Annotated in this window: 23 protein-coding genes, 1 other RNA gene and 1 pseudogene; 19 read left to right on the forward strand and 6 right to left on the reverse strand. The window is 26.7% G+C overall.

The genetic code is table 11. The annotated features are described in order from the left end of the window. The first annotated feature begins 9 nt into the window (after positions 1-9). The 8 genes from RWJ08_RS07205 (at position 10) to RWJ08_RS07240 (ending at position 9,408) form a co-directional block, all read left to right on the forward strand. Positions 10-1,509: an oligosaccharide flippase family protein gene (locus tag RWJ08_RS07205; protein ID WP_293440169.1), complete on the forward strand. Its 1,500-nt coding sequence runs from the start codon at positions 10-12 to the stop codon at positions 1,507-1,509. A 111-nt stretch (positions 1,510-1,620) separates the two neighbouring features. Next, positions 1,621-3,411, forward strand: coding sequence for an NTP transferase domain-containing protein (locus tag RWJ08_RS07210; protein ID WP_313961604.1), 1,791 nt, complete (start codon positions 1,621-1,623; stop codon positions 3,409-3,411). After that, positions 3,404-3,586, forward strand: a complete 183-nt coding sequence (locus RWJ08_RS07215; RefSeq protein WP_313961605.1) for a hypothetical protein — start codon at positions 3,404-3,406, stop codon at positions 3,584-3,586. Before RWJ08_RS07210 ends, RWJ08_RS07215 begins: the two co-directional genes overlap by 8 nt. After that, positions 3,586-5,016 carry a cytosine permease gene (locus RWJ08_RS07220; RefSeq protein ID WP_313961606.1) on the forward strand — a complete coding sequence of 477 codons (1,431 nt, stop codon included), beginning with the start codon at positions 3,586-3,588 and terminating at the stop codon, positions 5,014-5,016. Before RWJ08_RS07215 ends, RWJ08_RS07220 begins: the two co-directional genes overlap by 1 nt. A 123-nt stretch (positions 5,017-5,139) precedes the next feature. Next, on the forward strand, positions 5,140-5,985 hold the full coding sequence (locus tag RWJ08_RS07225; protein ID WP_313961607.1) for an energy-coupling factor transporter ATPase: 846 nt from the start codon (positions 5,140-5,142) through the stop codon (positions 5,983-5,985). Continuing rightward, a complete protein-coding gene (locus RWJ08_RS07230; RefSeq protein ID WP_269753558.1) occupies positions 5,985-6,839 on the forward strand; it encodes an energy-coupling factor transporter ATPase in 855 nt (284 codons plus the stop codon). The genes RWJ08_RS07225 and RWJ08_RS07230 overlap by 1 nt, the downstream gene beginning before the upstream one ends. Beyond that, the gene (locus RWJ08_RS07235; protein ID WP_269722505.1) at positions 6,839-7,657 is read left to right on the forward strand and encodes an energy-coupling factor transporter transmembrane protein EcfT; all 819 of its coding nucleotides are present in this window, start codon (positions 6,839-6,841) and stop codon (positions 7,655-7,657) included. The genes RWJ08_RS07230 and RWJ08_RS07235 overlap by 1 nt, the downstream gene beginning before the upstream one ends. Positions 7,658-7,674: 17 nt before the next feature. Beyond that, entirely contained in the window at positions 7,675-9,408 is a 1,734-nt protein-coding gene (locus RWJ08_RS07240) for an NFACT RNA binding domain-containing protein (RefSeq protein ID WP_313961608.1), read from the forward strand. Between the two features lie 32 nt (positions 9,409-9,440). Here the strand turns inward: RWJ08_RS07240 and RWJ08_RS07245 are convergent, their stop codons facing one another. From RWJ08_RS07245 to RWJ08_RS07260, 4 genes and pseudogenes are all read right to left on the reverse strand, one after another. Continuing rightward, positions 9,441-9,614 (reverse strand): sulfurtransferase TusA family protein, encoded by a 174-nt coding sequence (locus RWJ08_RS07245; RefSeq protein ID WP_313961621.1) that lies wholly within the window; start codon positions 9,612-9,614, stop codon positions 9,441-9,443. Positions 9,615-9,666: 52 nt separating this feature from the next. Beyond that, a pseudogene (locus tag RWJ08_RS07250) lies at positions 9,667-10,719 on the reverse strand (YeeE/YedE family protein). A gap of 452 nt (positions 10,720-11,171) precedes the next feature. Continuing rightward, the gene (locus tag RWJ08_RS07255) at positions 11,172-11,513 is read right to left on the reverse strand and encodes a hypothetical protein (RefSeq protein WP_313961609.1); all 342 of its coding nucleotides are present in this window, start codon (positions 11,511-11,513) and stop codon (positions 11,172-11,174) included. Between the two features lie 25 nt (positions 11,514-11,538). Next, positions 11,539-12,180 (reverse strand): DUF4352 domain-containing protein, encoded by a 642-nt coding sequence (locus tag RWJ08_RS07260; protein WP_313961610.1) that lies wholly within the window; start codon positions 12,178-12,180, stop codon positions 11,539-11,541. 172 nt (positions 12,181-12,352) lie between these two features. On the opposite strand from RWJ08_RS07260, the gene RWJ08_RS07265 reads away from it, so the two are divergent. After that, the gene (locus RWJ08_RS07265; protein WP_313961611.1) at positions 12,353-13,561 is read left to right on the forward strand and encodes a hypothetical protein; all 1,209 of its coding nucleotides are present in this window, start codon (positions 12,353-12,355) and stop codon (positions 13,559-13,561) included. Between the two features lie 475 nt (positions 13,562-14,036). Here RWJ08_RS07265 and ssrA read toward each other — a convergent pair. After that, positions 14,037-14,384: a transfer-messenger RNA gene (gene ssrA, locus RWJ08_RS07270) on the reverse strand. Between the two features lie 59 nt (positions 14,385-14,443). After that, positions 14,444-14,830: a hypothetical protein gene (locus RWJ08_RS07275; RefSeq protein ID WP_313961612.1), complete on the reverse strand. Its 387-nt coding sequence runs from the start codon at positions 14,828-14,830 to the stop codon at positions 14,444-14,446. 197 nt (positions 14,831-15,027) lie between these two features. On the opposite strand from RWJ08_RS07275, the gene RWJ08_RS07280 reads away from it, so the two are divergent. The 10 genes from RWJ08_RS07280 to RWJ08_RS07325 all read left to right on the forward strand — a co-directional run. Then, positions 15,028-15,912: a YicC/YloC family endoribonuclease gene (locus RWJ08_RS07280; protein WP_313961613.1), complete on the forward strand. Its 885-nt coding sequence runs from the start codon at positions 15,028-15,030 to the stop codon at positions 15,910-15,912. A 13-nt stretch (positions 15,913-15,925) separates the two neighbouring features. Next, positions 15,926-16,498, forward strand: a complete 573-nt coding sequence (gene gmk, locus RWJ08_RS07285; protein WP_041954472.1) for a guanylate kinase — start codon at positions 15,926-15,928, stop codon at positions 16,496-16,498. A 12-nt stretch (positions 16,499-16,510) separates the two neighbouring features. Beyond that, a complete protein-coding gene (gene rpoZ, locus RWJ08_RS07290) occupies positions 16,511-16,708 on the forward strand; it encodes a DNA-directed RNA polymerase subunit omega (RefSeq protein WP_004832943.1) in 198 nt (65 codons plus the stop codon). Position 16,709: 1 nt separating this feature from the next. Continuing rightward, positions 16,710-17,891, forward strand: coding sequence for a bifunctional phosphopantothenoylcysteine decarboxylase/phosphopantothenate--cysteine ligase CoaBC (gene coaBC, locus RWJ08_RS07295; protein ID WP_313961614.1), 1,182 nt, complete (start codon positions 16,710-16,712; stop codon positions 17,889-17,891). Further along, on the forward strand, positions 17,885-20,281 hold the full coding sequence (gene priA / locus RWJ08_RS07300) for a primosomal protein N' (protein WP_313961615.1): 2,397 nt from the start codon (positions 17,885-17,887) through the stop codon (positions 20,279-20,281). The genes coaBC and priA overlap by 7 nt, the downstream gene beginning before the upstream one ends. Positions 20,282-20,290: 9 nt before the next feature. Continuing rightward, the gene (gene def, locus RWJ08_RS07305; protein WP_313961616.1) at positions 20,291-20,785 is read left to right on the forward strand and encodes a peptide deformylase; all 495 of its coding nucleotides are present in this window, start codon (positions 20,291-20,293) and stop codon (positions 20,783-20,785) included. Beyond that, on the forward strand, positions 20,785-21,708 hold the full coding sequence (gene fmt, locus RWJ08_RS07310; protein ID WP_313961617.1) for a methionyl-tRNA formyltransferase: 924 nt from the start codon (positions 20,785-20,787) through the stop codon (positions 21,706-21,708). Before def ends, fmt begins: the two co-directional genes overlap by 1 nt. Next, complete coding sequence (gene rsmB, locus RWJ08_RS07315; protein WP_313961618.1) at positions 21,708-23,012, forward strand: 16S rRNA (cytosine(967)-C(5))-methyltransferase RsmB; 1,305 nt, start codon at positions 21,708-21,710, stop codon at positions 23,010-23,012. Before fmt ends, rsmB begins: the two co-directional genes overlap by 1 nt. Positions 23,013-23,275: 263 nt before the next feature. Continuing rightward, a complete protein-coding gene (locus tag RWJ08_RS07320; protein WP_313961619.1) occupies positions 23,276-23,665 on the forward strand; it encodes a VOC family protein in 390 nt (129 codons plus the stop codon). A 128-nt stretch (positions 23,666-23,793) separates the two neighbouring features. Beyond that, the coding region (locus tag RWJ08_RS07325; protein ID WP_313961620.1) for a class I SAM-dependent methyltransferase at positions 23,794-24,268 on the forward strand (475 nt) is incomplete at its 3' end.

A 24,268-nucleotide genomic window follows, 5' to 3' on the forward strand; every position in this document is an offset into this window, starting at 1 on the left:
ATTTTAAATATGGCAAAAAATATAAAAGTTAATGCTTTAGCGAGTATTTTAGTTAGAGTTTTTAATATTCTGTTTCCTCTGATTACAGGTCCATACCTTGCCAGAATTTTGAGCAAGGAGGCTTATGGGGAATTTAATGCTGCAAATTCCATACTAAATTTGTTTATTCCATTTGCTGCATTTGGAATATACAGTTATGGGATTCGTTCGATAAGTAGAGTTAAAAATAATATGAAAGAAATAAGTAAAAATTTTACTGTTCTTTTTTCTATAAATGTAATAAGTTCTTTAAGCATTGGAATTTTGTATATAATATATATGCTTGTGAATGTAAATTCCAATATGTATATGTTGTATATTGCACTTAGTATTCAAATTTTTACGCAATTTGTAACTATAGAGTGGATGAATGAGGCTTTTGAAAACTACGGATTTATACTCTTTAAAACATTATTTATCCGTGTACTTATGCTGGTTTCAATTTTTGCATTTGTACGAAAAGCAGATGATATAGTTAATTATGCTTTTATCTTATCAATTACAAATCTTATAAACTATTTAATTAGTTTTTATTATATTAAGAAAAAAGTAAAATTTGTAAAAATTGAACTAAAAGATATTTTAATTCACATAAAACCATTAATTGGAATGTTACTTTTAGCTAATTCATATATGTTATATACTGCATTAGATAGAGCTGTGCTTTCATTATTAGATGCAAAAATTTCAGTTTCCTACTATACCTTTGCGTTGTCAATAGCTCAACTTATTACAAGTGTAGTTTATTCTATAATAGTAGTAAGTATTCCAAGGCTTTCATATTATCATGGGAATAGTGATGAAAAAAATTATACGGAATTATTAAATCAAGTTGCAAAGACCTTTTTATTCTTGGTAATTCCTATGGGTATTGGATTAAGTTGTGTATCTAATGAAGTAATGCTGATATATGCAGGAGAAAAATATTTAGAAGCTGGGTTTATTTTAAAACTGTTTTCGCTTAGAATAGTTATGTGGGCATTAGATCAACTACTTGCAAATCAAGTTTTATTTGTAAGGGGATATGAAAAGAATATAACTGCCTTCTATTTTATAGGTGGATTTATGAACTTGGTTTTAAATATAGTTTTATTTAGATTAAAAGTTGTTCAAGCTGAATATTTTGTTTATACAACTTTATTTTCAGAAATTGTAGTATTGATTATTCAAGTTTACTTTATAACAAAGAGAAATATTATTTCTATAAAGGGGATATTAAAATCTTATGTAAAATATGTGCTATGCTCCATTCCGTTTTTTGCAATAACTTATGGAATAAATCATATTTTAAAATATTCATTGACATTGAATGTACAATTTCTTATTAGAGTATTTGCAATAATTGTATCTTGTGTACTATATTATTTTATTATTATGTATGTTACAAAGGACAAAATTTTATTCATTACAATTGATGGAATAAAAAGCAAATTCACAGTTAGAAAATATAAATTTAATTCAAAAAAATAACAAAAAAACAATACTTCGAAAGTTCTAGAATATTATATTTTAGAGCTTTTTTCTTGTTCATTTTTATATAATATGATATAATAATTGAACAAGGTATTTAAGGAGGAACTTATGTTGTCAATACAACAATTTGATATTTTAAATTTATTTTTTAAAAATCAAGATAAAAAATTTACTCAAAGAGAGATTTCAGATATTACAAATTTTTCTTTAGGAAAAGTTAATGAGACTTTGAAAGAATTAAAAAATAATAAATTAATAGATGAAAATTTAAAGATTACTGATAAAGGTCTTGAAGAATTAGAACCTTATAAAGTTGATAATGCTATAATTATGGCTGCAGGAATGAGTTCAAGATTTGCACCGCTTTGTTATGAGAGTCCAAAAGGTCTTTTAAATGTAAAAGGGGAAAAACTAATTGAAAGAGAAATTTTACAACTAAAAGAGGCAGGAATAGAAGATATAACTTTAGTTGTAGGATATATGAAGGAAAAAATGTTTTACCTAGCTGAAAAATTTGGTGTAGATATTGTTGTTAATGAAGATTATTACAGATTTAACAATACTTCATCACTAATTTTGGTTACAGAAAGACTAAAAAATACTTATATCTGTTCTTCAGATAATTATTTTCCAAAAAATCCTTTTGAAAAATATGTTTATAGAGCATACTACTCTGCAGTTTACCAAGATGGAGAAAGTGATGAATACTTTGCAGAATGTGATAAAAAGGGAAGAATTACAGGAATAACAATTGGGGGAAAAGACGATTGGATAATGCTTGGTCATGTATTTTTCGATAGAGAATTTAGTGATAAATTTGTAAAACTTTTAAAAGCTGAATATCATGAGCCCATAGTTAGAGAAAATTTATGGGAAACTTTTTATATGCGTCATATAAAAGAATTGGATAATATGTATATTAGAAAATATGATGTAGAAGATATAAAAGAATTTGATTCTTTGGAGGAGTTAAGATTTTTTGACGAAAAATATGTTACTAATTCTGACTCTAAAATTTTCCAAAATATTTGCTCTGTTCTAAAATGTAATGAAGAAGAAATAAAGGATATTAAACCTATAAAAATGGGAATGACAAATACTTCTTTTAAATTCAGTTGTAAGGGAAAGTCCTATGTATATAGACATCCAGGCCCCGGAACTGAATTAATCATAAATAGAAAAAGTGAGTTTGACTCAATGAAAATTGCAAAAGAATTGGGTTTAGATGATACTTATATTTATATGGATAAGGATAGTGGTTGGAAAATTTCAAAATTTATCGAAGATGTAAAAATTCTCGATTATGCTGATAAAAAGAATGTAAAAAGAGCTATCTCTATGCTTAAAAAACTTCATACAAGTGGCAAAAAAACAGATTTTAAATTCAATATTTTTGAGGAAATTGAAAATTTTAAAATTAAAATAAAAAATTCACATCGTGATGATTTTGAAGATATGAATTTAATGAACGATAAAGTTTATAGATTAAAAACATTTTTAGAAAAAGATGATATAAAAGAGTGCATTTGCCATTGTGACAGTTATGATTTGAATTTTTTATTGGATAACAGAGATGAAATGTATTTGATAGACTGGGAATATTCTTCAATGTCAGATCCTGCAGGAGATATTGGTTGTTTTATAACTTGCTCAACATACTCTTTTGATGAAGCAGTTGATATAATAAAAGAATATTTTGATGGAAATCCTACGGATGAAGAATTAAGACATTATATTGCTTATGTTGCAGTAAGTTCGTTTTATTGGTTTTTATGGGCAATTAATCAAGAAATTCAAGGGAAGAGCATTGGGGAATATTTATATATTTGGTATAATCATACTAAAGAATATGCTGATTATGCTTTGAAATTATATGAACGAGGAGATAGTGATGAATAATCTGTCTATTGAAAAAATTATTTATGAAGAAACAGAAAAAAGATTGGATATAATGTCTAAAGAAGATTATGAATTTCCTAAAAAAATCACGAAAACAGATTGGATTCTTATTTGTGGAATTGTAATAATTTCTATATTTTTAGTTATATTATGTATGATAGGAGTAATTGAATAATGAGTGGGAAATTAAATTATATTCAACAGGAGACGGTAACAGGTGTTGTCCCTATGATGAATTACGAAAGGAAGTATTCTTTCTTAGATTTGTTTTTAACCACAAGTGGTTTTGCAATAGCAACTTGGTGTTATACACAAGGAGCCTATGTTGCACAATTTTTAGGATTTAAACAGATGATTATAAATATTTTTTGTTTCAATCTAATATTTGTAATGATAGAATGTTTGCCTGTGCTATTTGCCGTGCGTTATGGAATAGATTTGTGGATATGGTTGAGAAGTGTTTTGGGAGAAAAAGGAGTTGCAATTTTATCAACAGTTATAAGTTTTGCAAACTTCGGTTGGTATGCAGTTGCAGCAAATCTCTTTGCTTCATCTATGATTAATCTTGCATTAAGTTTTGGAGTTGAATTAAATCCTATAATTTTCAAACCGTTACTTGGAACAGTATGTGTTGTGCTTGGAACTTTAATTGCACTTGGAGGACCTGAGGTTATTAAGTGGACAAACAGATTTTTAGTTATGGCTTTGCTTGTGGTTGGAGTTATAATAGTTGCAATTTGTCTTTTTGCAGTTCCAATTTCTGATATTCTAAAAGTTAAACCTATCTTAGCTGAAGGAACTACAAAATTACAAAACTTTATGTTATCTGGAGAAGGAAATATTGCTTTTGCATTTTCTTGGTCAACACAGGCTCTAGTACTTCCTAGACTTGCAAAATCTGAAAAAAGTGGATATTGGGCAACAAGTTTATCCTATGGAGCTGTAGCACCATTTTTCGTAGCGACAGGAGGTGTTATGGCATTGGCAATGTTTGTAAGAACTGGTGTATATGAAAGTGATCCTACAAAAATGTTATCAACATTGGCAACTCCGGGATTTGCATTATTGAGTTTGCTTTTAGTTGCCTTTGCAAATATTGGAACACAGGGAACTGGTTCCTATGTTAATTGTATGATAATAAAGAGCGGTATGCCTAAATTAAGCTACAAAAAATTAGTAATTATAGCTATGATTTATGTTAGTGGATTGACTATTTGGGGTGGAGTCGAAGAATATTTTGGTTCATTTATTTCATTAGCGGCATATATTCAAGGTCCAATAATAGGGATGATTGTTGTAGATTATTTAATAGTTAGAAAAAGAATGCTATCTTTAAAATCTGCGTTTTTTATTAGAGGACATGATTCCTATAAATTTACAAATGGTTTTAACTTAGTAGGTCTTGGAATTGTAATAATAACTTTTGCATTAGCAATGTTATTTGTATATAATCCAATGACGGGAGCGATTAAAAGCAATCTGTTCTTAATTACAACAGGTAGTGGGTTTACTGCAATTTTTGGAGGACTTTTATATTGGATTGCAAGTTTAACTCCTTTAAAATCATATATGTTAAAAGATAGAAATGATTTGGAAATAGTTTAGAATATTTTAAAGACAACTTTCTGATAAGTTGTCTTTTTGCTTGATTTTTGGGTATTCAATAGTTGTTATTATTGAAAAAATGTATTGTTTATGTTATCATAAATTGTTAGTAGGTGGTAAATTTTGAATGAAAAAATAATTGATATAAAAGATTTAAGATATGAATATACCGGTGAGGATGATAAAAAGAGTATTGCTTTGGATGGAGTTAGTTTTTCTGTGAATAAGGGGGAATTAATTTCTATTTTGGGACATAACGGAAGTGGAAAATCTACTTTAGCAAAACTTTTAAATGCTCAGATTACTCCAACAGATGGAGAAATTGAAATTTTTGGGATTAATACAAAAGATGAAAATAGAATTTGGGATATTAGACAAAAATGTGCCATGGTTTTTCAAAATCCTGATAATCAACTTGTTGCAACAGTTGTAGAGGAAGATGTAGCTTTTGGACCTGAAAATTTAGGAGTGCCTTCAGCTGAAATAAGAGAAAGAGTTGATGAAGCTTTAGAAATTGTTGAGATGCAGGAGTATAAGAAGCATTCTCCACATATGCTTTCTGGTGGACAAAAACAGAGAGTTGCTATAGCAGGAATTTTAGCTATGAAACCGGATGTAATAATTTTCGATGAATCTACAGCAATGCTTGATCCTATTGGAAGAAAAGATATTATTGATACTATTTTAAAATTAAATAAAGAAGAGAATAAGACTATTTTATATATAACTCATTATATGGAAGAGGCTGTTCTTGCTGATAGAGTTATCGTTTTAAATGAAGGAAAGATTGAGTTTGATGACAGTCCTAAAAAAGTTTTTTCAAATGTCGAAACTTTACGAGAATTGGGACTTTCTGTTCCGCAGGTTACAGAACTTGCATATATTTTAAAGAATGACGGGGTAGAAATTCCTTCTGATATTTTAACAAATGATGAAATGATAGAATTTTTGGAGAGAAAATTGAAATAATGGATATAAATTTTAAAAATGTAAGTTTTGTCTATGGAGAAAAAACTCCTTTTGAAAAACTTGCTTTGGATAATATAGATTTAACTATAAAAAAGGGAGAATTTGTTGGTATTATAGGGCATACAGGAAGTGGAAAATCAACATTAATTCAACATTTTAATGGAATTCTAAAGCCCACAAGTGGTGATGTTTTTATTGGGGATATGAACACTAAAGATAAGGAACTTGCTAAGAGTGGCTTAAGATATAAAATTGGATTAGTTTTTCAATATCCTGAATATCAACTTTTTGAAGAGACAATTGAAAAAGATATTGCTTTTGGACCTAAGAACATGGGACTTAGTGAAGAAGAAGTTACAGAGAGAGTAAAAGAAGCAATGGAGATTGTAGGACTTGATTATGAAGCTAAAAAGGATAAATCTCCTTTTGAAATTTCTGGAGGTCAAAAAAGAAGGGTTGCGATAGCAGGAATTTTGGCTATGAAACCTGATATTTTGATTTTAGATGAACCTACGGCAGGACTTGACCCTAAGGGAAGAGATGAATTGTTTTTTCAAATTAAAAGGCTTTATGAAAAGAATAATATTACAATAGTTTTGATTTCTCACAGCATGGAGGATGTTGCAAAACTAGTAAATAGAATTATTATAATGAAAAATGGACATATCCACTTAGACAAAAGTACAAAAGAAGCTTTTAGCGATGTAGACGATTTAAAAAGAGTTGGACTTAATGTTCCACAAATTACGGAACTTATGGATATTCTAAGAAAAAAAGGACATCATTTTAGCAAAAATATTCTAACAGTTGATGAGGCTTTTAACGAAATTAAAAGAGAATTGAGGAAAAATTAATGGTAAAAAATATATCGATAGGTAGATTTTTTCCGGGAGATAGTATTATTCACAGACTAGATCCTAGACTTAAACTATATTTTATTTTTATGTTTATACTTTCCATATTTTTTATAAAGAGTTTTCTTGTTTTTATACCACTTGCAATTTTTTTGTTTTCAATTATAAAAATTGCAAAATTACCGATTTTAATGGTTTTAAAGGGATTAAAAGGAATTTTTTATATTGTTTTATTTACGGTGATTTTGAATTTAATTTTAACACCAGGAGAGGTCTTATTTAGAATATGGATTATAAATATAACTAAAGAAGGTATTAAACTAAGTGCATTTATGAGTGTTAGAATAACTCTTTTAGTTATAGGTACAAGTCTTTTAACTCTTACTACAAGTCCTATTGTGCTTACCGATGCTTTGGAATATGTTATGAAACCTTTTGAAAAAATCAAGTTTCCTGCTCATTCTGTAGCTATGATGATGACAATCGCCTTAAGATTTATACCAACAATTTTAGATGAAATGGATAAAATTACTAAGGCTCAAACTGCAAGAGGTGCAGATTTTGAAACTGGAAGTATTATATCAAGAGCAAAAAGTTTGATTCCTTTACTTGTTCCACTTTTTGTAAATGCTCTAAAACGTGCAGATGAATTAGCTGTTGCAATGGAAGCTAGATGTTATAGAGGTGGAGAAGGAAGAACTAGAATGAATGTTCTAAAATATTCAAGAACGGATTATATAGTTATGGCTTTTATAACAGTATTTTTTGGACTTGTAATAGCATCAAGATATTTCTTGAATATTTGGATTTTTAATTAAAAATAAAGGAAAGAAAAATGAGTTTTGATGGAATTTTTACAAAAGCGGTTGTTGATGAAATATATCCGCTTTTATTAAATGGAAAAATAAATAAGATAAATCAACCTGATAAAAATGAAATAAATTTACAGATTTACAACAAGGAGAATTATAAATTATTACTTTCTTGTGCAAATAATCTTTCAAGAATTCATTTGAGTGAAAAAAGCAAAAAAAATCCGATAACCGCATATAATTTTTGTATGTTGTTAAGGAAACATTTAGTTGGAGGTACTATTAAAAATATATATCAACATAAAATGGATAGGGTTGTTTGCTTTGAAATTGAAAATTTGAATGAATTAAAAGAACTTAGTAAAAAACTTTTAATCATTGAAATTATGGGGAAACATTCAAATATAATTCTTGTCGATAAAGAGAGCAATAAAATTATTGATGCAATTAAGCATATAGATTCCAGACAAAGTAGTATAAGAGAAGTTTTTCCAAATAAGGATTACTTTTTTGTCAAAGACGAAAAAGAAAATATTTTAGATAAAAATTATAAACTACCTTCTGAAATTTTAAAAAATTCAGAACCAATTTCAATGAAAAAGTTCTTTTATACAAATTATTTGGGCTTTTCTCCGATTATTTCCTATGAATTATTAAATAATTCAAATGTTGATTCGGCTGTTAATTCTACTAATCTAAATGATGAAGATATTAAAAGGATTGACGAAAATTTTGTTAAAATAGTTGAAAATATTAAAGATAAAAACTATTATCCAATTTTTATTAAAGATGAAATGAATAACAATAAAGATTTTTATTGTTTTGACTTAAATTTGTATGAAAAAAAAGAAAGTGTCGATAGCTTATCAAAATTAGTCGAAAGTTTTTATCATAACAACTCTCTAAGAGATAGGATAAATCAAAAGGCATCAGGATTTAAAAAGATTTTAACTACAAAGTTAAATAGACTTACAAATAAGTATTTAGCGATGAATGATGAACTTTTGAATAATCAAAGTAAAGAGGATTTAAAAATTTTTGCTGATTTACTTTCCATAAATATTTATAAGATAGAAAAAGGAATGAAAAAAATATCTGTAGAAAATATTTATGATAATATGAAAGAGATTGAAATTTCACTTGATGAAAGGAAATCTCCAAGAGAAAATATTGAAGCATATTACAAAAAATATAAAAAATTAAAAACTGCCGATGAAATAATAAAGGCTGAATTGCCGAAAATTGAAGAAGAAATAAAGTATATAAAACAAATTTTAGAAACTATTGAAATTATAACAGAATTAAACGAGCTTTCTGAAATTGAAGAGGAACTTATTTCTTTGGGTTATATTAGGAAAAGTAAGAAAAATAAACAAAAACTTGAAAAGTCAAAGCCCTATGTCTTTGAAACCGAGTCAGGAGCATTGATTTATGTTGGAAAGAATAATTTACAAAATGAAAATTTAACATTAAAATTTGCAAATAAAAATGATATATTTTTTCATGCACAAGATGTTCCGGGAAGCCATGTAATCTTAAGAGGTACAAACTTAACAGAAGATGACTATAAAATTGCAGGATTTTTAGCAGGATATTATAGTTATTTTAAAAATGAAGGATATGCAAATGTAGATTACACAGAAAAAAAACATATTAGAAAAGCAAAGGGAACAGGACTTGGAATGGTCTATTATGATAATTACAAAACACTATTTATAGACTTTAAAGATAAATTGTATGATAAATATAAAAAATAGAATGGTAAAAAACCATTCTATTTTTTGTTTTTCTATTTTTTTAAAACTATTAACCAACCTTCTTTGTCAAGTTTATCAAAAGATAAAATTTCATGATTATGTTCTTGACAATATAAAGGTAAAGTTCCAACAGCTTCCGGACATGTAAATTCCAATTCAATAATTTGCCCAACCTGAGCATCACCTAAAGCTTTTTTAAGCTCTATAAGTGGAAGAGGTCAATCAAGTCCATGTGTATTTACTTTTATTACGTCCATCTTAACTCCTTTGTTTTGTAACTAAAAATATTCTTGCACTTATCCATATTCCTATCATTAAAAATACAAATGCAAACCAACCTTTCATAGATAATTGAGCAGTGAAAACAAATCCATTTGAAATGATACAACCTTGTCCCCAAATAGCTCCAAGTGCCATTAATGCACTACCTATAATTGTATATATTATTGTTTTTTTATTCGGCATAATGATTGAAAATTCTTTACTAATAAAAGATGTAAAGAAAGAACCGAGTATAATTCCTAAAACAAACATACTTCCCCAGCCAAGACCTTGGCCATCGACACCTCATCCTATGCCTGCAGTTTCAATTGGACAAATTTTATCTGCCCAAGTTAAAATTGGAGTTGAAATCCCAAAACTACCAACACGTCCTGTTAGGCTACTAAAATAGAAAGCTAATCCCATTAAAAGTCCTATTAGAACAACAGTAAGTTCTTTTGACCACATTTTTTCACAAAATACATGGCGAAGACCTGTATATCTACTAGGTAACTTAAATTTTAATTTATGTGATTTATAATGTCTGAACATTAGGAAGTATAATACTAAAACTATAATTGCACATAATATAATTGGTGAAAAAGGTAATTTATCTAAAAATTCATCCGGCAAAGTCAAAGTTCCATTTTCAAGAGAAGTGGAAAGTGGCTTTAAAGGTCCTTTTACAGCAATATATGATGTTATTGTGAAAGTTACAAGAGAAATTAATCCTATAATTCTTCCATCACCGCTTTTTATAAGAGTACTTGTTAAACAACCATTACACATAATTGCACCAAAGCCGAATATAAAGCTACCAAGTGCGATTCCAATTACTGGAAAATCTACAAAATATGTCATAGGAACAAGATCAAAATAACGTAGTATATGATAAATCAAAGCATTTGTAAAAATAATAGCTAAGAGTAAAACCAGGTTATAATATCTTTTTTCAAGATATATATCACGAATAGTTCCTGTTGGACAAAATCTTGATCTCTTTAATAAAAAGCCAAAAAGAAAACCAAAAAGTAATCCTGTATAAATCATATTATCCTCCTTTTTAAATTATCGTCAAGTACAATTTTAACAAAAAAATGCTAAAAGGTCAATTAAATTTACTTATAGATTTAATAGTTTACCAAAACAAAGTTTGAGTACATTTTACGACATTTTTACTAAAAAATATATTAAAATATCATAAGAAGCTCTAATAATAAAATACTTAATACTTTATTCTTAATTGAATATATATTAATAAAGTTTTTAATTTTATTTCGTATTTTAACAAGGTAAATAGAGGATAAATCAAAAAATGAGCATAATGCCCATTTAATTTTTAAAATTATATTAAAATATTATTTCATTACATCTTTAAGTACTTTTCCAGCTTTTACTTCAACTATAGTTTTACTTTTATCTGTTGGCTGTAGAATTTTAACTGTTATATCGTCATTAATATTTTTAGAAATTGTCAAAGCTGTTCCGGTAACTTCTCTTTCTCATAAATCTCGAATATTATTATTAGCTCTGCCAGCATTTTTAGAATTAATCATTCCTGATACATCTGAAGCAGCTTGTTCAACTAATTCAATATTAACTGTATTATTCTTTTCATCTAATGTAGCCTTAGCAAAATGTTTATTAGAATTATTGAATTCTTTTAATTCTTTATTTTCTTTTTCCAGAGAATCATTTTTTTCTTGTAACTCATTGTTTTTCTTTTTTAAAGAGTCTTTTTGTTCTTGTAACTCTTTGATAGTTTTATTCTCTTCGTTATTATTTTTACCAGAACAACTAACTAACATAATACTTATTAATAGCATAATAACAATTTTTTTCATAATAAAATCTCCTTATTATTGCTTTTTAGTTAGGTATATCTATAGTAAACTTAATATCTTCTCCTAATTTATTAAAATTTTTATCAGTAGGAGCCGATATTCTGATTTCAACTGATTTTATATCTTCAGCTTTTAAGTTTTTTAGTAGATATACATTTGTTCCATTTTTCTTAACTGCTCCCAAAAATTCTCCATCTATATATGTAGAAGCAATCATATCTGGTTCAACTTGCTCTTTTGTATTTGAAATTAATTTAGCTTGTGATATATAAAAAGACACATCTTTATCAGAAGTGTTTTCAACCTCAATATCGAACACTATTATTGCGAACTCTTTTCCTTTTTCAACTTCGAACATTTGAGCTGTATCATCAGTAGTGGCAGTTAGCTTTGAAACTTGAACCTTTGTAAAGTTATACTTTATAGAACCAGATTCACCAGTTTTATTTAATTCCTTATTTGTAAATATAACTGTTTTCTTTAATCCATTTTGTTCTGTAGTTTCTCCTTCTTTTTTTTCTTCCTTTTTGTTTTCCTTTTTATCTTCCTTATTTTCTTCTTTTTTTGCTTCACTTATATTAGTTTCTGTAGTGTTCTTTTCTTCTTTTTTTGAGGAACAACTAACTAACATAATACTCAACAATAACATAGTAACAATTTTTTTCATAATAAAATCTCCTTTAATAAATAAAAGTTATCCTTTTCTATATTATAAACTTAAATATAAATAAAGGCAACTATTATTAATAACATTTAGTGTAAGTATAATAGATTACATAATTTTTTAAAAATGGTATAATATAATTATTAAATTATAATTATGATGGAGGATTTTAATAATGAAGGAAAAAATTCAATTAATAAATTATTATGGAAGGAATAATTATGAATTCAAATTTAATGAGATAACTAAAATTAATGCCTTTAGATCTTTTAATGAATTCGACTTAAATATAATAGATTTAAGACATGCGGGATTGTTTATTTTAGATGATTATAATTCGGATAAATTGATTTCGGATATTAGCTCAATGTATGAAAATATAAACACAGCTATTACTAATTTAAAAGAATCAAAATTAATGATTATTTTACCAAATAATTTTAAAATTTTTTCTAAAAGTGGTTACGAAAATAAAGAATTAAAATACCGATTAAAATTTTTTAATGATGTTATTTATAATATTATTAATTCATACTTAAATATAAAATATGAATGTTCTATTACTGAAATAGATAAACAGATAGAAATTCATTCTGACTTTTATATGGATATGAGTAAAGGCGCAGAAACTATAGTATTAAAATCAAAAGGAAATAATCCTGTTATGATTAAGAAGGATAATATTTATATTACAACTCTGGATGTAAGTTTTAATGAAAATTTGGAAATATTATTAAGAAAAATAGGATTGATAGAAAAAGAAAATCTTGATGAGCCTGATTGGATTAAGGATTTTAAATTTTTTGATGATGATAAACAAAAAGAAAAAATTCTAAATAGTGAGTCATTAATAAAAAAAGAAGAAGAGAAAATTAAAAATGCTAGAGAAATATTGCAGATTAATAGTAGATATAAATCTATTTTATATACTCAAGGAGAAAAACTAGTTGATGTAGTAAAGGATATTATATCAGAGATGCTAGATATTGATTTATCAGGCTTTATTGATAAAAAGAAAGAAGATATAAGATTTGAATATAATAATGATGTTTTTATTGGGGAAATAAAGGGAATTGCTGATAATGTAAAAAGTAAGAATTTATCACAATTAGATAACCATTTTACAGCATTTGTTGATGAAAATCCGAATATAGATGAAGAAAAAATATTCAAATTACTTATAATTAATTCTCAACGAGAACTACCTTTAGATAAAAGAGATTCAATAGACAATAAACAGATAGCACAAGCTGAGAAAAAATATAAGTCATTAATAATTGAAACAAAAACTTTATTAAAACTATTTGAAGATTACAAAAATCAAAAAATAAATAGAGAAGAAATTATAGAAAAATTAAAGACATATGGAATTTTAAAATTATAAAATTTTTAGATATGCTTTTTTTAGAATATGGTATAACAGAAAAGAAGATAGAGGTGAAGAATCTGTCGTTCACGGGTTGAAAGATTGCAGATTTATGAAATGTCAATCCTACCTATTTTAAAATTAAAAATGCTTAACAAAAAAGACACTTTAACGAGTGTCTTTTTTGATGTCAAGAACTAATTTTACTTAATTTATGAAAATAATTAATTTAGTTTTTTAAATTTTTTACTAAGTGCGTAGGAGTTTTGAATAAATTATAAAGGAGCTTAATTGCTCCCTATTTTTTTATATTTATTCATAAATTTTGAATATTTATTCAATAAAAAATATGACAATGGTTTTATATTTGTTTGCCAATTGTTTGCCTATTTTTAACAAAATATATAAAGTTATATAATGTTATATAATAACCAAATAAAAAAGTTCTTGAAAATAAGCCATTTTATAAACTTATATAACAAGAACTAAAGGTTGGTGGAGATGGTGGGTGTCGAACCCACGTCCGAAAAAGCATTCATATCACTTTCTCCGAATACAGTCAATTTTAAATTTCCCAATAACCTATAAACTAACAAAATCAGTTAGAGGTATCTTATAAATACAATTACAAATCTAAGAACTTTTGTAAAGGTTGCCCACGAATTTAATGATAGAGTTTAGACTTTTGTGGGAAAAGAATAGACTCCAAATAGCTGACTAGGCAGCTAATGCAAAATTATTATTTTCTGCGTTTATATTTAATTTACCACTTTTTATGTTGATTGGATACAACAATTCGCTTATGATACTGCAACTTCCCCGTCGAAGCCAGTTCATCCCCATATTACTAGGTATAGTATACCCATATTTTTATATCATGTCAAATTAAAAAAAGAAATATCAATTAGATTTTTTATAAATTCTTGAAATTGATATAAAAATTGTAGCTATTGAAACAATAGCAAGGAAAAATAAAATCATAGTTATTCCATCGTCAAATAATCTTTTATAAAATCTATAAAAGTTATAAATTCTTAGTATGAAAAATAAAATTATTCCTATATTTATTGTTAAAAGATATTTTGTCTTTTTTGTTATTAATAATAAAACAAATATAAATATAAAAATTAGAGAAATACTTAATGGAATATTTTTAAATATTGTTAAACCATGCATATATGGTTCATCAGAAGGATAAGATCCAGCTGATAATTCTAAAAGCAAAAGGTATAATAAAAATATTAAAAAACTAAATATTGAGTAAATTTTTTCTTTTAGTAATTTCATAATATCCTCCTTTTTATATAAATATTAGCAATTTACAACTTTATTATAAGATTATAAAGTTTTTTTGTAAAGTATTTTTTAAAAAAATAGTCTAAAAGAAAAATTATTAAATTTTAGTAATAAAGTATTGAAAAATATTTTTACTCGATTTATAATTTATTAATATAAAAATAATATAAATTTTTAAGGAGAAAAAGATGTTAAAATCAATGACCGGTTATGGTAGAAGTGAGTTCGTTGATGAAAATTATGATTTATCTTTTGAGATGAAAGCTGTAAATCATAAATTTTTAGATATTCAAGTTAAATTACCATATTTTTTAAATTTTTGTGAAGAAGATATAAAAAAAGTTGTGAGAAAAAAATTGTCAAGAGGACGGGTTGATATTTTTATAAGAGGGAAACAAAAGTTTTCTGAAAGTAACTCCGCTTTGGATGTTAATTATGATTTAGCTTCTGCTTATTTTGAGGCTTATAAAAACATTTCAAAAAATCTGGGAATAGAAAGTTCTGTAAGTATCGGGCATATTGTTAGAAATGAAAATGTAGTTGATGTTAAGACTTCTGAGATTGATGAAGAATACTTAAAAAAGAATGTTTTGGAAGCTATTGAAAAGGCAGTTGATGAACTTGTTTCAATGAGAATTGTTGAGGGAGAAAATCTGAATAAGGATTTGTTGGACAATCTTTTAGCTTTTGAAAATAATTTAGAAAATATCAAAGAAAGAAAAGAAGATGTTTTAAATAATCAAATTGAGAGATTAAAATTAAAACTGAATGAATTTTCTGATGAATTATCTGAAAGTGAAATAAACAGATTAAATCTTGAAGTAATTTTTTATACTGATAAACTTGATATAAGCGAAGAAATTACAAGACTTCATTCACATATTCAAAATTTTAAGAAGTTTTTAAATCTAGAAAATCAAGTCGGTAAAAAAATTGAATTTTTATTACAAGAGATGAACAGAGAAATCAATACAATAGCAAGTAAATCAAATAATTATGCGATTTCAACTTATGTTATTGAAATGAAGGTTATTATAGAGAAACTTAGAGAACAAATTCAAAATGTTGAGTAGTTTTGGAGGTAATATGAAAAAGGGATTTTTGATGGTTGTTTCAGGTCCGTCAGGAGTTGGGAAAGGTACTATTTGTGATATTTTATTAAGAGATAATAAAGATATTAAGTATTCAATTTCTGCAACGAGTAGAAATAAAAGACCTAATGAAGAACACGGGAAAAATTATTTTTTCGTTTCAAATGATGAGTTTGAAAAGATGATAGCAGATGAAAAACTTTTAGAGTATGCAAGAGTTCATGGAAATTATTATGGAACTCCTAAGGATTTTGTTTTAAATTCTATTGATAATGGAGATGTCGTAATTTTAGAGATTGATGTTCAAGGAGCACTACAAGTTAAGAAAAATTATCCTGATGCAGTTTTAGTTTTTGTTTTGCCACCAGATTTTGAAGAATTAAAGAGAAGACTTGTAGAACGTGGAACGGAAGATGAAGAAACTATAAATTTAAGAATGAATAATGCAAAAAAAGAAGTTGAATTTTTAAATGAATATAATTATTCCATAGTGAATGATTTTATAGATGAAAGTGTAGATAAAATGAAGGCTATTATTGAAGCCGAAAGATTAAAGATTAAGAAATAGGAGGAATGAAAGATGATAAATCCATCATTTAAAGAATTAGAAAAAATTGATAAGAGTAGATATGCTCTAGTTGTAATGACAAGTAAAAGAGCTAGAAGAATTGTAAACGGATCTAAAAATTTAATGGAAACAGATGCACAAAAACCAATTACTCAAGCACTTCAAGAAATAGTAGCTCAAAAGGTAACTAAAAAAGAAAAGGAAGATTAAGATGAAAAAAAATATTTTAGTTGGAGTAACTTCTGGAATTGCAATTTACAAGTCTTTAGACTTAGTAAGTATGTTAGTTAAGGCAGGATATGAAGTTAATGTTGTTATGACTGAAAACGCAACTAAACTTATAAATCCTTTGATTTTTGAAATAATAAGTCAAAATAAGGTTCATAGTGATGTTTTTGAAAGAGATATGGATAGTGAGGTTAAGCATATAAAACTTGCAAAAAATGCAGATTGTTTTGTTATTGCTCCACTTACTGCAAATACTATGGCTAAAATTGTTCACGGAATTGCAGATAATTTGATTACAAATATTGTACTAGCACATACTAAAAAGATGATTTTAGTTCCAACTATGAATGTTAATATGTATGAAAATCCTGTAACTCAAAAAAATATTGAAGCTTTAAAAGAAAGACATATAGTTGTAAGTCCTGACTATGGTCGCCTTGCTTGTGGAGATTATGGAAAAGGAAAATTTCCTACTACTGAAAGAATTTTTGAAGAAATTGAGAGCTATTTTGTAAAAAAAGATTTACTAGGAAAAAAGGTATTAATAGGAAATGGTGCTACAGTTGAAGACATTGATCCGGTTAGATATATTTCAAATTACAGTAGTGGAAAAATGGGAAATGAATTGGCACTATGTGCTAAAAGACGTGGAGCTGATGTAAAAGTAGTTTGTGGAAAAGTTAATAGTGATTACAGAAAATTGGGAATTGAATATATTGATGTAAAAACTAATGAAGATATGTATAACTCAATAAAAGAAAATTTTGACGAAGCTGATATTTTAATTATGCCTGCTGCACCTGTTGATTTTAAGGTTAAAAACAAAAAAGATTTTAAAATCAAAAAGACTGAAAATTTTGAAAATATTGAAATTGAAAATAATATTGATATTTTAAAAAGTATTTCAGAGCACAAAAAATCACAATTTGTTGTAGGCTTTGCAGCTGAAACAAATTCAGTTAAAGATTATGCAATTTCAAAGATGAGTAATAAAAATTTGGATATGATAGTTGCAAATGATGTTTCACTAAAAGATAGTGGCTTTGGCTCTGATTTTAATAAGGTTACTATCATTACGAAAGAAAGTGAGATTGAAACAGAAATTTTAACTAAGAGAGAAATTGCAGATAAAATTTTAGATGCTATTTTGGAGAAAATATGTTAGCAGAAGTTGTTGTTAAGTCTTTTTTACTATCAAGGGCTGAAAATATTTTTACTTATAAAATCCCTAAAAATATAGAAGAAGAAATTTCAGTAGGTAAGAGGGTAATTGTTCCTTTTGGTAAAGGAAATAAGGGAACGGTTGGACTTGTTATAAATATTTTAGATGAAAAAGATGTTGAAACAGATATAAAGTTCAAAGAAATTAATATGGTTATAGATGAAAAGGAAATTGTAAGTAAAACACAGATTAAACTTGCAAAGTTTATGAGTGAAAAATACATTACAAATCTTTCTTATTGTCTAAATTGTGTTTTGCCTCCCGGAGATTGGAGTAAAATTGAAGAATTTTTTGTTTTAAATAAAGAAAAATACAATGAATTTTCAACTGTTGAAACTGAATTTTTTTCAAAGAGAAAAAATATTTTAGAAATTCGAGAATTTTATAATGATGATAAAAAGGTAAATTATCTAATTGAAAACGAAATTTTAGTAAAAAAGTATAAATATAACAACTCAGAAAATAAATTTTTAGAAAAATTTGTTAAACTAAATGAAGATTTTGATTTTTCAAAAATTCGTAAAAATGCAGTAAAACAATTAGAACTTTTAAATTTTTTAAAGGGAAAAGACTTTGTAAGTGTTAAAGAATTAAGAGAAAATAACTTTACAAAAACTGTAATAGATTCTTTAATTTCAATGGAAGCACTTTTTTTAACTGAAAATAAAATTTATAAAAATTCTGTTGAAGGAATAAAGAATTATGAAAAATTAAAGCTAAATAAAGAACAACAGGAAGTTTTAGATAGTATTTTAAATTCTAAAAATGATAAATTTTTAATTCACGGAATAACAGGAAGTGGAAAGACTGAAATATATTTGCAACTTGTTGAAAAGATGTTAGAACAGGGAAAAAGCAGTATAATTTTAGTGCCTGAAATAAGTCTTACACCACAGACCATAGAGAGATTTTCAGGACGTTTTGGAAATGATATTGCAATTATTCATTCCAGACTTACAATGATTGAAAAATTAAATCAATGGAAACAAATTCAAGACAAGGATATAAAAATTGTGGTTGGAGCTAGATCTGCAATTTTTTCTCCTATAAAAAACTTGGGACTTGTAATAATTGATGAAGAGCATGAATCTAGTTATATTAGTGACCAAAATCCAAAATATTATACTCATGAAGTGGCAGAATATTTAGTCGGATTGTCAGGAGCAAAACTTGTTTTAGGTTCTGCAACTCCGTCTGTAAATATCTATGCAAGAACAGATAGTAAAGATATTAAACTTTTAGAATTAAAAAACAGAGCTACAAAAAATTCTTTACCTGAAGTTGAAATTGTAGATATGAGAGAAGAATTATTGCTTGGAAATAAGAGTATTTTAAGCAACAGTCTATATGAAGAAATTCAAAAAACTTTGGATAGAAAAGAACAGGTAATTTTATTTTTAAATAAACGTGGAAGAAGTTCTTTTGTTTTTTGTAGAAGTTGTGGTTATGTTCAAAAATGCGATTATTGTGATATTTCTATGACTTATCATAAAGATAATAGAAAAGATATTTGCATTTGTCATATGTGCGGAAGAACTAAACCAAAACCAAAAATATGTCCAAATTGTTTTAAACAATCCATAAAAGAATTCGGTTTTGGAACTGAAGCATTGGAAGAATATATTAAAAATGCTTTTAAAGATGCTAAAGTTTGTAGAATAGATGCAGATACTTCAAAAGAAAAAGGAGTTTATGAAGAAGTTTATCGAAAGATGAAGAATAAGGAAATTGATATTTTAATCGGTACTCAGATGATTTCAAAAGGACTCGACTTTCCAAATGTAACTTTGGTAGGAGTTGTACTTGCTGATATAAGTTTGAATATTCCATCTTTCAGATCTGCTGAAAAAACTTTTCAGCTTTTGACACAGGTTGCAGGTCGTTCCGGTCGTGGAGAAAAAGAGGGAAAAGTAATAATTCAAACATATAAACCAAGTCATTACAGCATTGTTAATTCTTCAGACCATAATTATGAAGAGTTTTTTAAAGAGGAAATTAATTTTAGAAGAAGTTTTCTCTATCCCCCAAAGGCTCATATCGTGAATTTTCAATTTAGGAGTAAAAGTGTTGAAAATTGTATGGAAGAATTAAAAAAAATAAGAGATTTAATTTTTGATAAATTTAAAAAAGAAATAAATTTAAAAAATATAATTATTCTAGGACCTAATCCAGATGCGATAAAATGGGTAAATATGGTATATAGATATAATTTGACTATAAAAGTTCTAGAAGACTATGAGGTCTTTAGACAATTTTTAACAGAATTAATTTTTAATAAAAAGTATTCATTTAATACTGAAAAAAATGGAAAATTAATTTTGACGATAGATTAAGGAGGAAAAATGGCATTAAGAAATGTTAGAATTGACGACGATCCTGTTCTTAGAAAAAAGGCAAGGAAAGTTGAAGTTATTGATGATAAAATAAAAAATCTGCTTGAAGACATGGCAGAAACAATGTATAATTCAGACGGAGTTGGACTTGCATGTCCACAAATAGGAATTTTAAAAAGACTTGTAACAATAGATGTCGGAGATGAACATGGATTACTTAAAATGGTAAATCCTGAAATTTTAGAAAGTTCCGGAGAACAAGTTGGACCTGAAGGCTGTCTTTCAATTCCTGATGTGAGAGGTTTTGTAAAAAGACCTGAAAAAGTAAAATTCAAATTTACAGATATTGATGGAAATGAACAAATTATTGATGCAACAGGATTATTAGCCGTTTGTATTTGTCACGAAATAGATCACTTAAATGGAATTTTATTTACAGATTTAGCTTTAGAAGGAGAAGAAGCTGAAATGTATGAAAAATTGTATTATGGTGAGGCAGAATAATGAAAAAAATAATTTTTATGGGAACTCCGGATTTCGCAGTCCCACCTTTAGAAACTTTGAATGAAAATTTTGAAGTTTCTTTAGTTGTTTCTCAAAAAGACAAACTTAGAAATAGAAAAAAATTATTACCAACTCCCGTAAAGCAAAGAGCATTGGAGCTTGGACTTGAAGTTGAAACTCCTGATAGTGTAAAGAGTGATGAATTTTTTGAAGTCGTAAAAGAAATAAATCCTGATTTTATTGTCGTGGTAGCATTTGGACAGATGATTGATAAAAGATTAATCGACTTTATGCAAGGAAAAATTTTAAATATTCACGCTTCAATTTTACCTGAATTAAGAGGCTCTGCACCGATAAATTGGGCTATTGTAAACGGTCTAAAAAAAACGGGTGTAAGTATTATGTCAATAGATGTGGGTCTTGATACGGGAGATGTTTTAGATATTGAAGAAACAGAAATTTTAGAATCAGACAATGCTGAAACTCTTTATGAAAGACTTTCAGAAATGGGTTCGAGTTTGATTGTTAAAACTATCAATGACTTTGAAAATAAATATGAAAATAGAGTTAAACAGGGAGATATTTTTTCCTATGCTCCAATGATTAAAAAGGAAATGGGAAAACTTAATTTTAATGATACTTCAAGAAATATTTTCAACAAAGTAAGAGGTTTTTATAATTGGCCAAGTACATTTTGTGAATATATGGGAGAAAACATAAAAATTCATAGAGCTGAAATTTCAAAAGAAAACCCGAATGAAATTGTAGGAACAATTTTTAAAGTTTCAGATGATGGAATTTTTGTTAAAACTTTAGACGGAAGTATAAAACTTTTAGAAATTCAATTTTCAGGGAAAAAGAGAGTTTTAGTTAAAGACTATCTTCGTGGTAATTCTATAAAAGTTGGAGAAATTTTAAAATAATGAGAAAACTTGCAGTTGAAATTCTTTGTGAAATCAAAGATGAAAATTCAAATTCAACAAATTTATTAAATAAAAACACAAAAAATATTTCTGATTTAGATAGTAAATTTTTAAGAGAAATTGTATATGGCACTTTGGAGAATAGAATTTATCTTGATTATATAATTAAGAAACTATGTAAACTAAGAATTAAAAAGTTCAATCCATATATATTAAATATTCTAAGAATTTCTATTTATCAAATTATTTTTATGGATAAAATTCCTGAATTTGCAATAATAAATGAGGCTGTTAATCTTACAAAAGTTTTTAAACTTAAAAAATTTTCTTCTTTTGTTAATGGATCTTTAAGAAATTTTTTAAGAAATAAAGAAGACTTTATGAAGATTGAAGTTGAGAGTGAAGAGGAAGCTATCTCTATAAAATACTCTACAAATACGGATATTGTAAAAATATTACTTGCAGATTATGGCAGGGAAGAAACTATAAAAATTCTTGAAAATTCAATGTCAAAACCTCATTTTGCAATAAGAATTTCATCTTTTGAAAAGACGGAAGAAAAAGTTGTTAAAGACTTGAAAAAAGACGGATATAATCTTAAAAAATCTGAAATTTCAAAACTTACTTATTTTGTAGAAAATCCTACTAATATATTGGAAACTGAAAGTTTTAAAAGTGGAGATTTTACAGTTCAAGATGTTGGAAGTATCTTAACTGGAGAAGTTTTAGCTCCAAAAGAAAATTCAAAAGTTTTAGATATTTGTTCCGCACCGGGTGGAAAAACTTGTCATCTAGCTTTTCAGATGAAAAATAGTGGAGAAATCTTTGCGAACGATATTGTAAAGAGTAAATTAAAAAAGATAGAAGAAAATTGTAAAAGACTTAATATAAAAAATGTAAAATTACTAAATTTTGACGCTTCAATTTACAAAGAGGAATATAAAGAACAATTTGACTATATACTCTGTGATGTAATTTGTTCAGGAATTGGAGTTATGGATAGAAAACCTGAAATAAAACTATTCAGAACTCAAGAAAACATTGATGAAATAATTGAATTACAGAGAAAAATTTTTGATAATGCAGTAAAATATCTAAAAGATAAGGGAGAGATAGTTTACAGCACTTGCTCTGTTTTGAAATGTGAAAACGAAGAAAATATCAAATATTTTTTAGAAAAACATAAAAATTTAAAAATAAAAGAAGTTGAATTTTTTGGTAAATCAGAAAAGTTTATAAAATTATTACCTGAAAAATATAAACATAATGGATTTTTTATAATAAAATTTATTAAAGAGAATTAAGGGATTGAAGAGTAGTCTTCAATCTTTTTTTATAAGAAAATCGACTTGAGCAAAAATTAGTAAAGCGGAAGGAAATGATTCAAGATGATGAACTATTTAAGGATAAAATAAGTCAAAAGAGAAATAGCCTTAAAAATATAGTGGATTAAAAAATATAGTTAGAAAAATAAATATTTAGCTTGATTGAATGACAAATATTGGGGGAAAGTGGTATAATAAAATGAATGAAAAATTGGCAAATTAGAATTTTATGAGGAGTTTATATGGAGTTTAATAGTTTGATTCCTGAATTATCAGTTTTTGATATTGTTCAGACTAAAAATTTTTATGAAGAATTAGGATTTAAAATAGAGTACGAACGACCGGAAGTGAAATTTGTTTTTATGTCTTTTCAAGATAGTCAGTTTATGTTTGAACAAATTCATGATGATGGCTGGAATACAGAGGAACTAATCTATCCCTTAGGAAGAGGAATAAATTTTTCAATATCGGTTGATGATATTGAGAAACTATATGAATTAGTGAAAAGCAAACAATTAGAGATTTACAGAGAACTGATTAGAAGTGTATATAGGGTTAACGGAATTGAAGAAATACAAATGGAGTTCCTGATTCAAGATCCTAATGGATATTTATTGAGGTTTACAAACTGATGACTCTTGATTTGAAGGGTAGGTAAACTCAGACTTGTCGCGCTAAAACAATTAAATAAAATGACAAAAAGAAAGTGCGGATATTCAACTTAAATCGAAATAATATAAAATTACGAGGAGATTATAAGATGAACAATTATATAAAATTAAATGAAGATAGATGGAATAATGTAAAAAATGACTATACTGAGCCATTGACACATGAAGAATTAGAAGAAGTTAGAAATAATCCAATTTCTGTTGCATTAACTGTTGGGAAAAAAGTTCCAAAAGAATGGTTTGAAAAAGCAAACGGAAAAAAGATATTAGGTTTAGCTTGTGGTGGTGGACAGCAGGGACCAGTTTTTGCTATAAAAGGTTATGATGTAACCATAATGGATTTTTCTAAATCACAATTACAAAGAGATGATATGGTTGCTAAAAGAGAAGGCTTAAAAATCAATACAGTTCAAGGCGATATGACAAAACCATTTCCATTTGAAAATGAAACTTTTGATATTATTTTTAATCCAGTTTCAAATGTATATGTAGAAGATTTAGAAAACATATATAAAGAAGCCTCTCGAGTATTGAAAAAGGGTGGATTGTTAATGGTCGGATTTA

Origin of the sequence: uncultured Parvimonas sp. (assembly GCF_963524015.1) — a bacterium.
GTDB lineage: Bacteria > Bacillota > Clostridia > Tissierellales > Peptoniphilaceae > Parvimonas.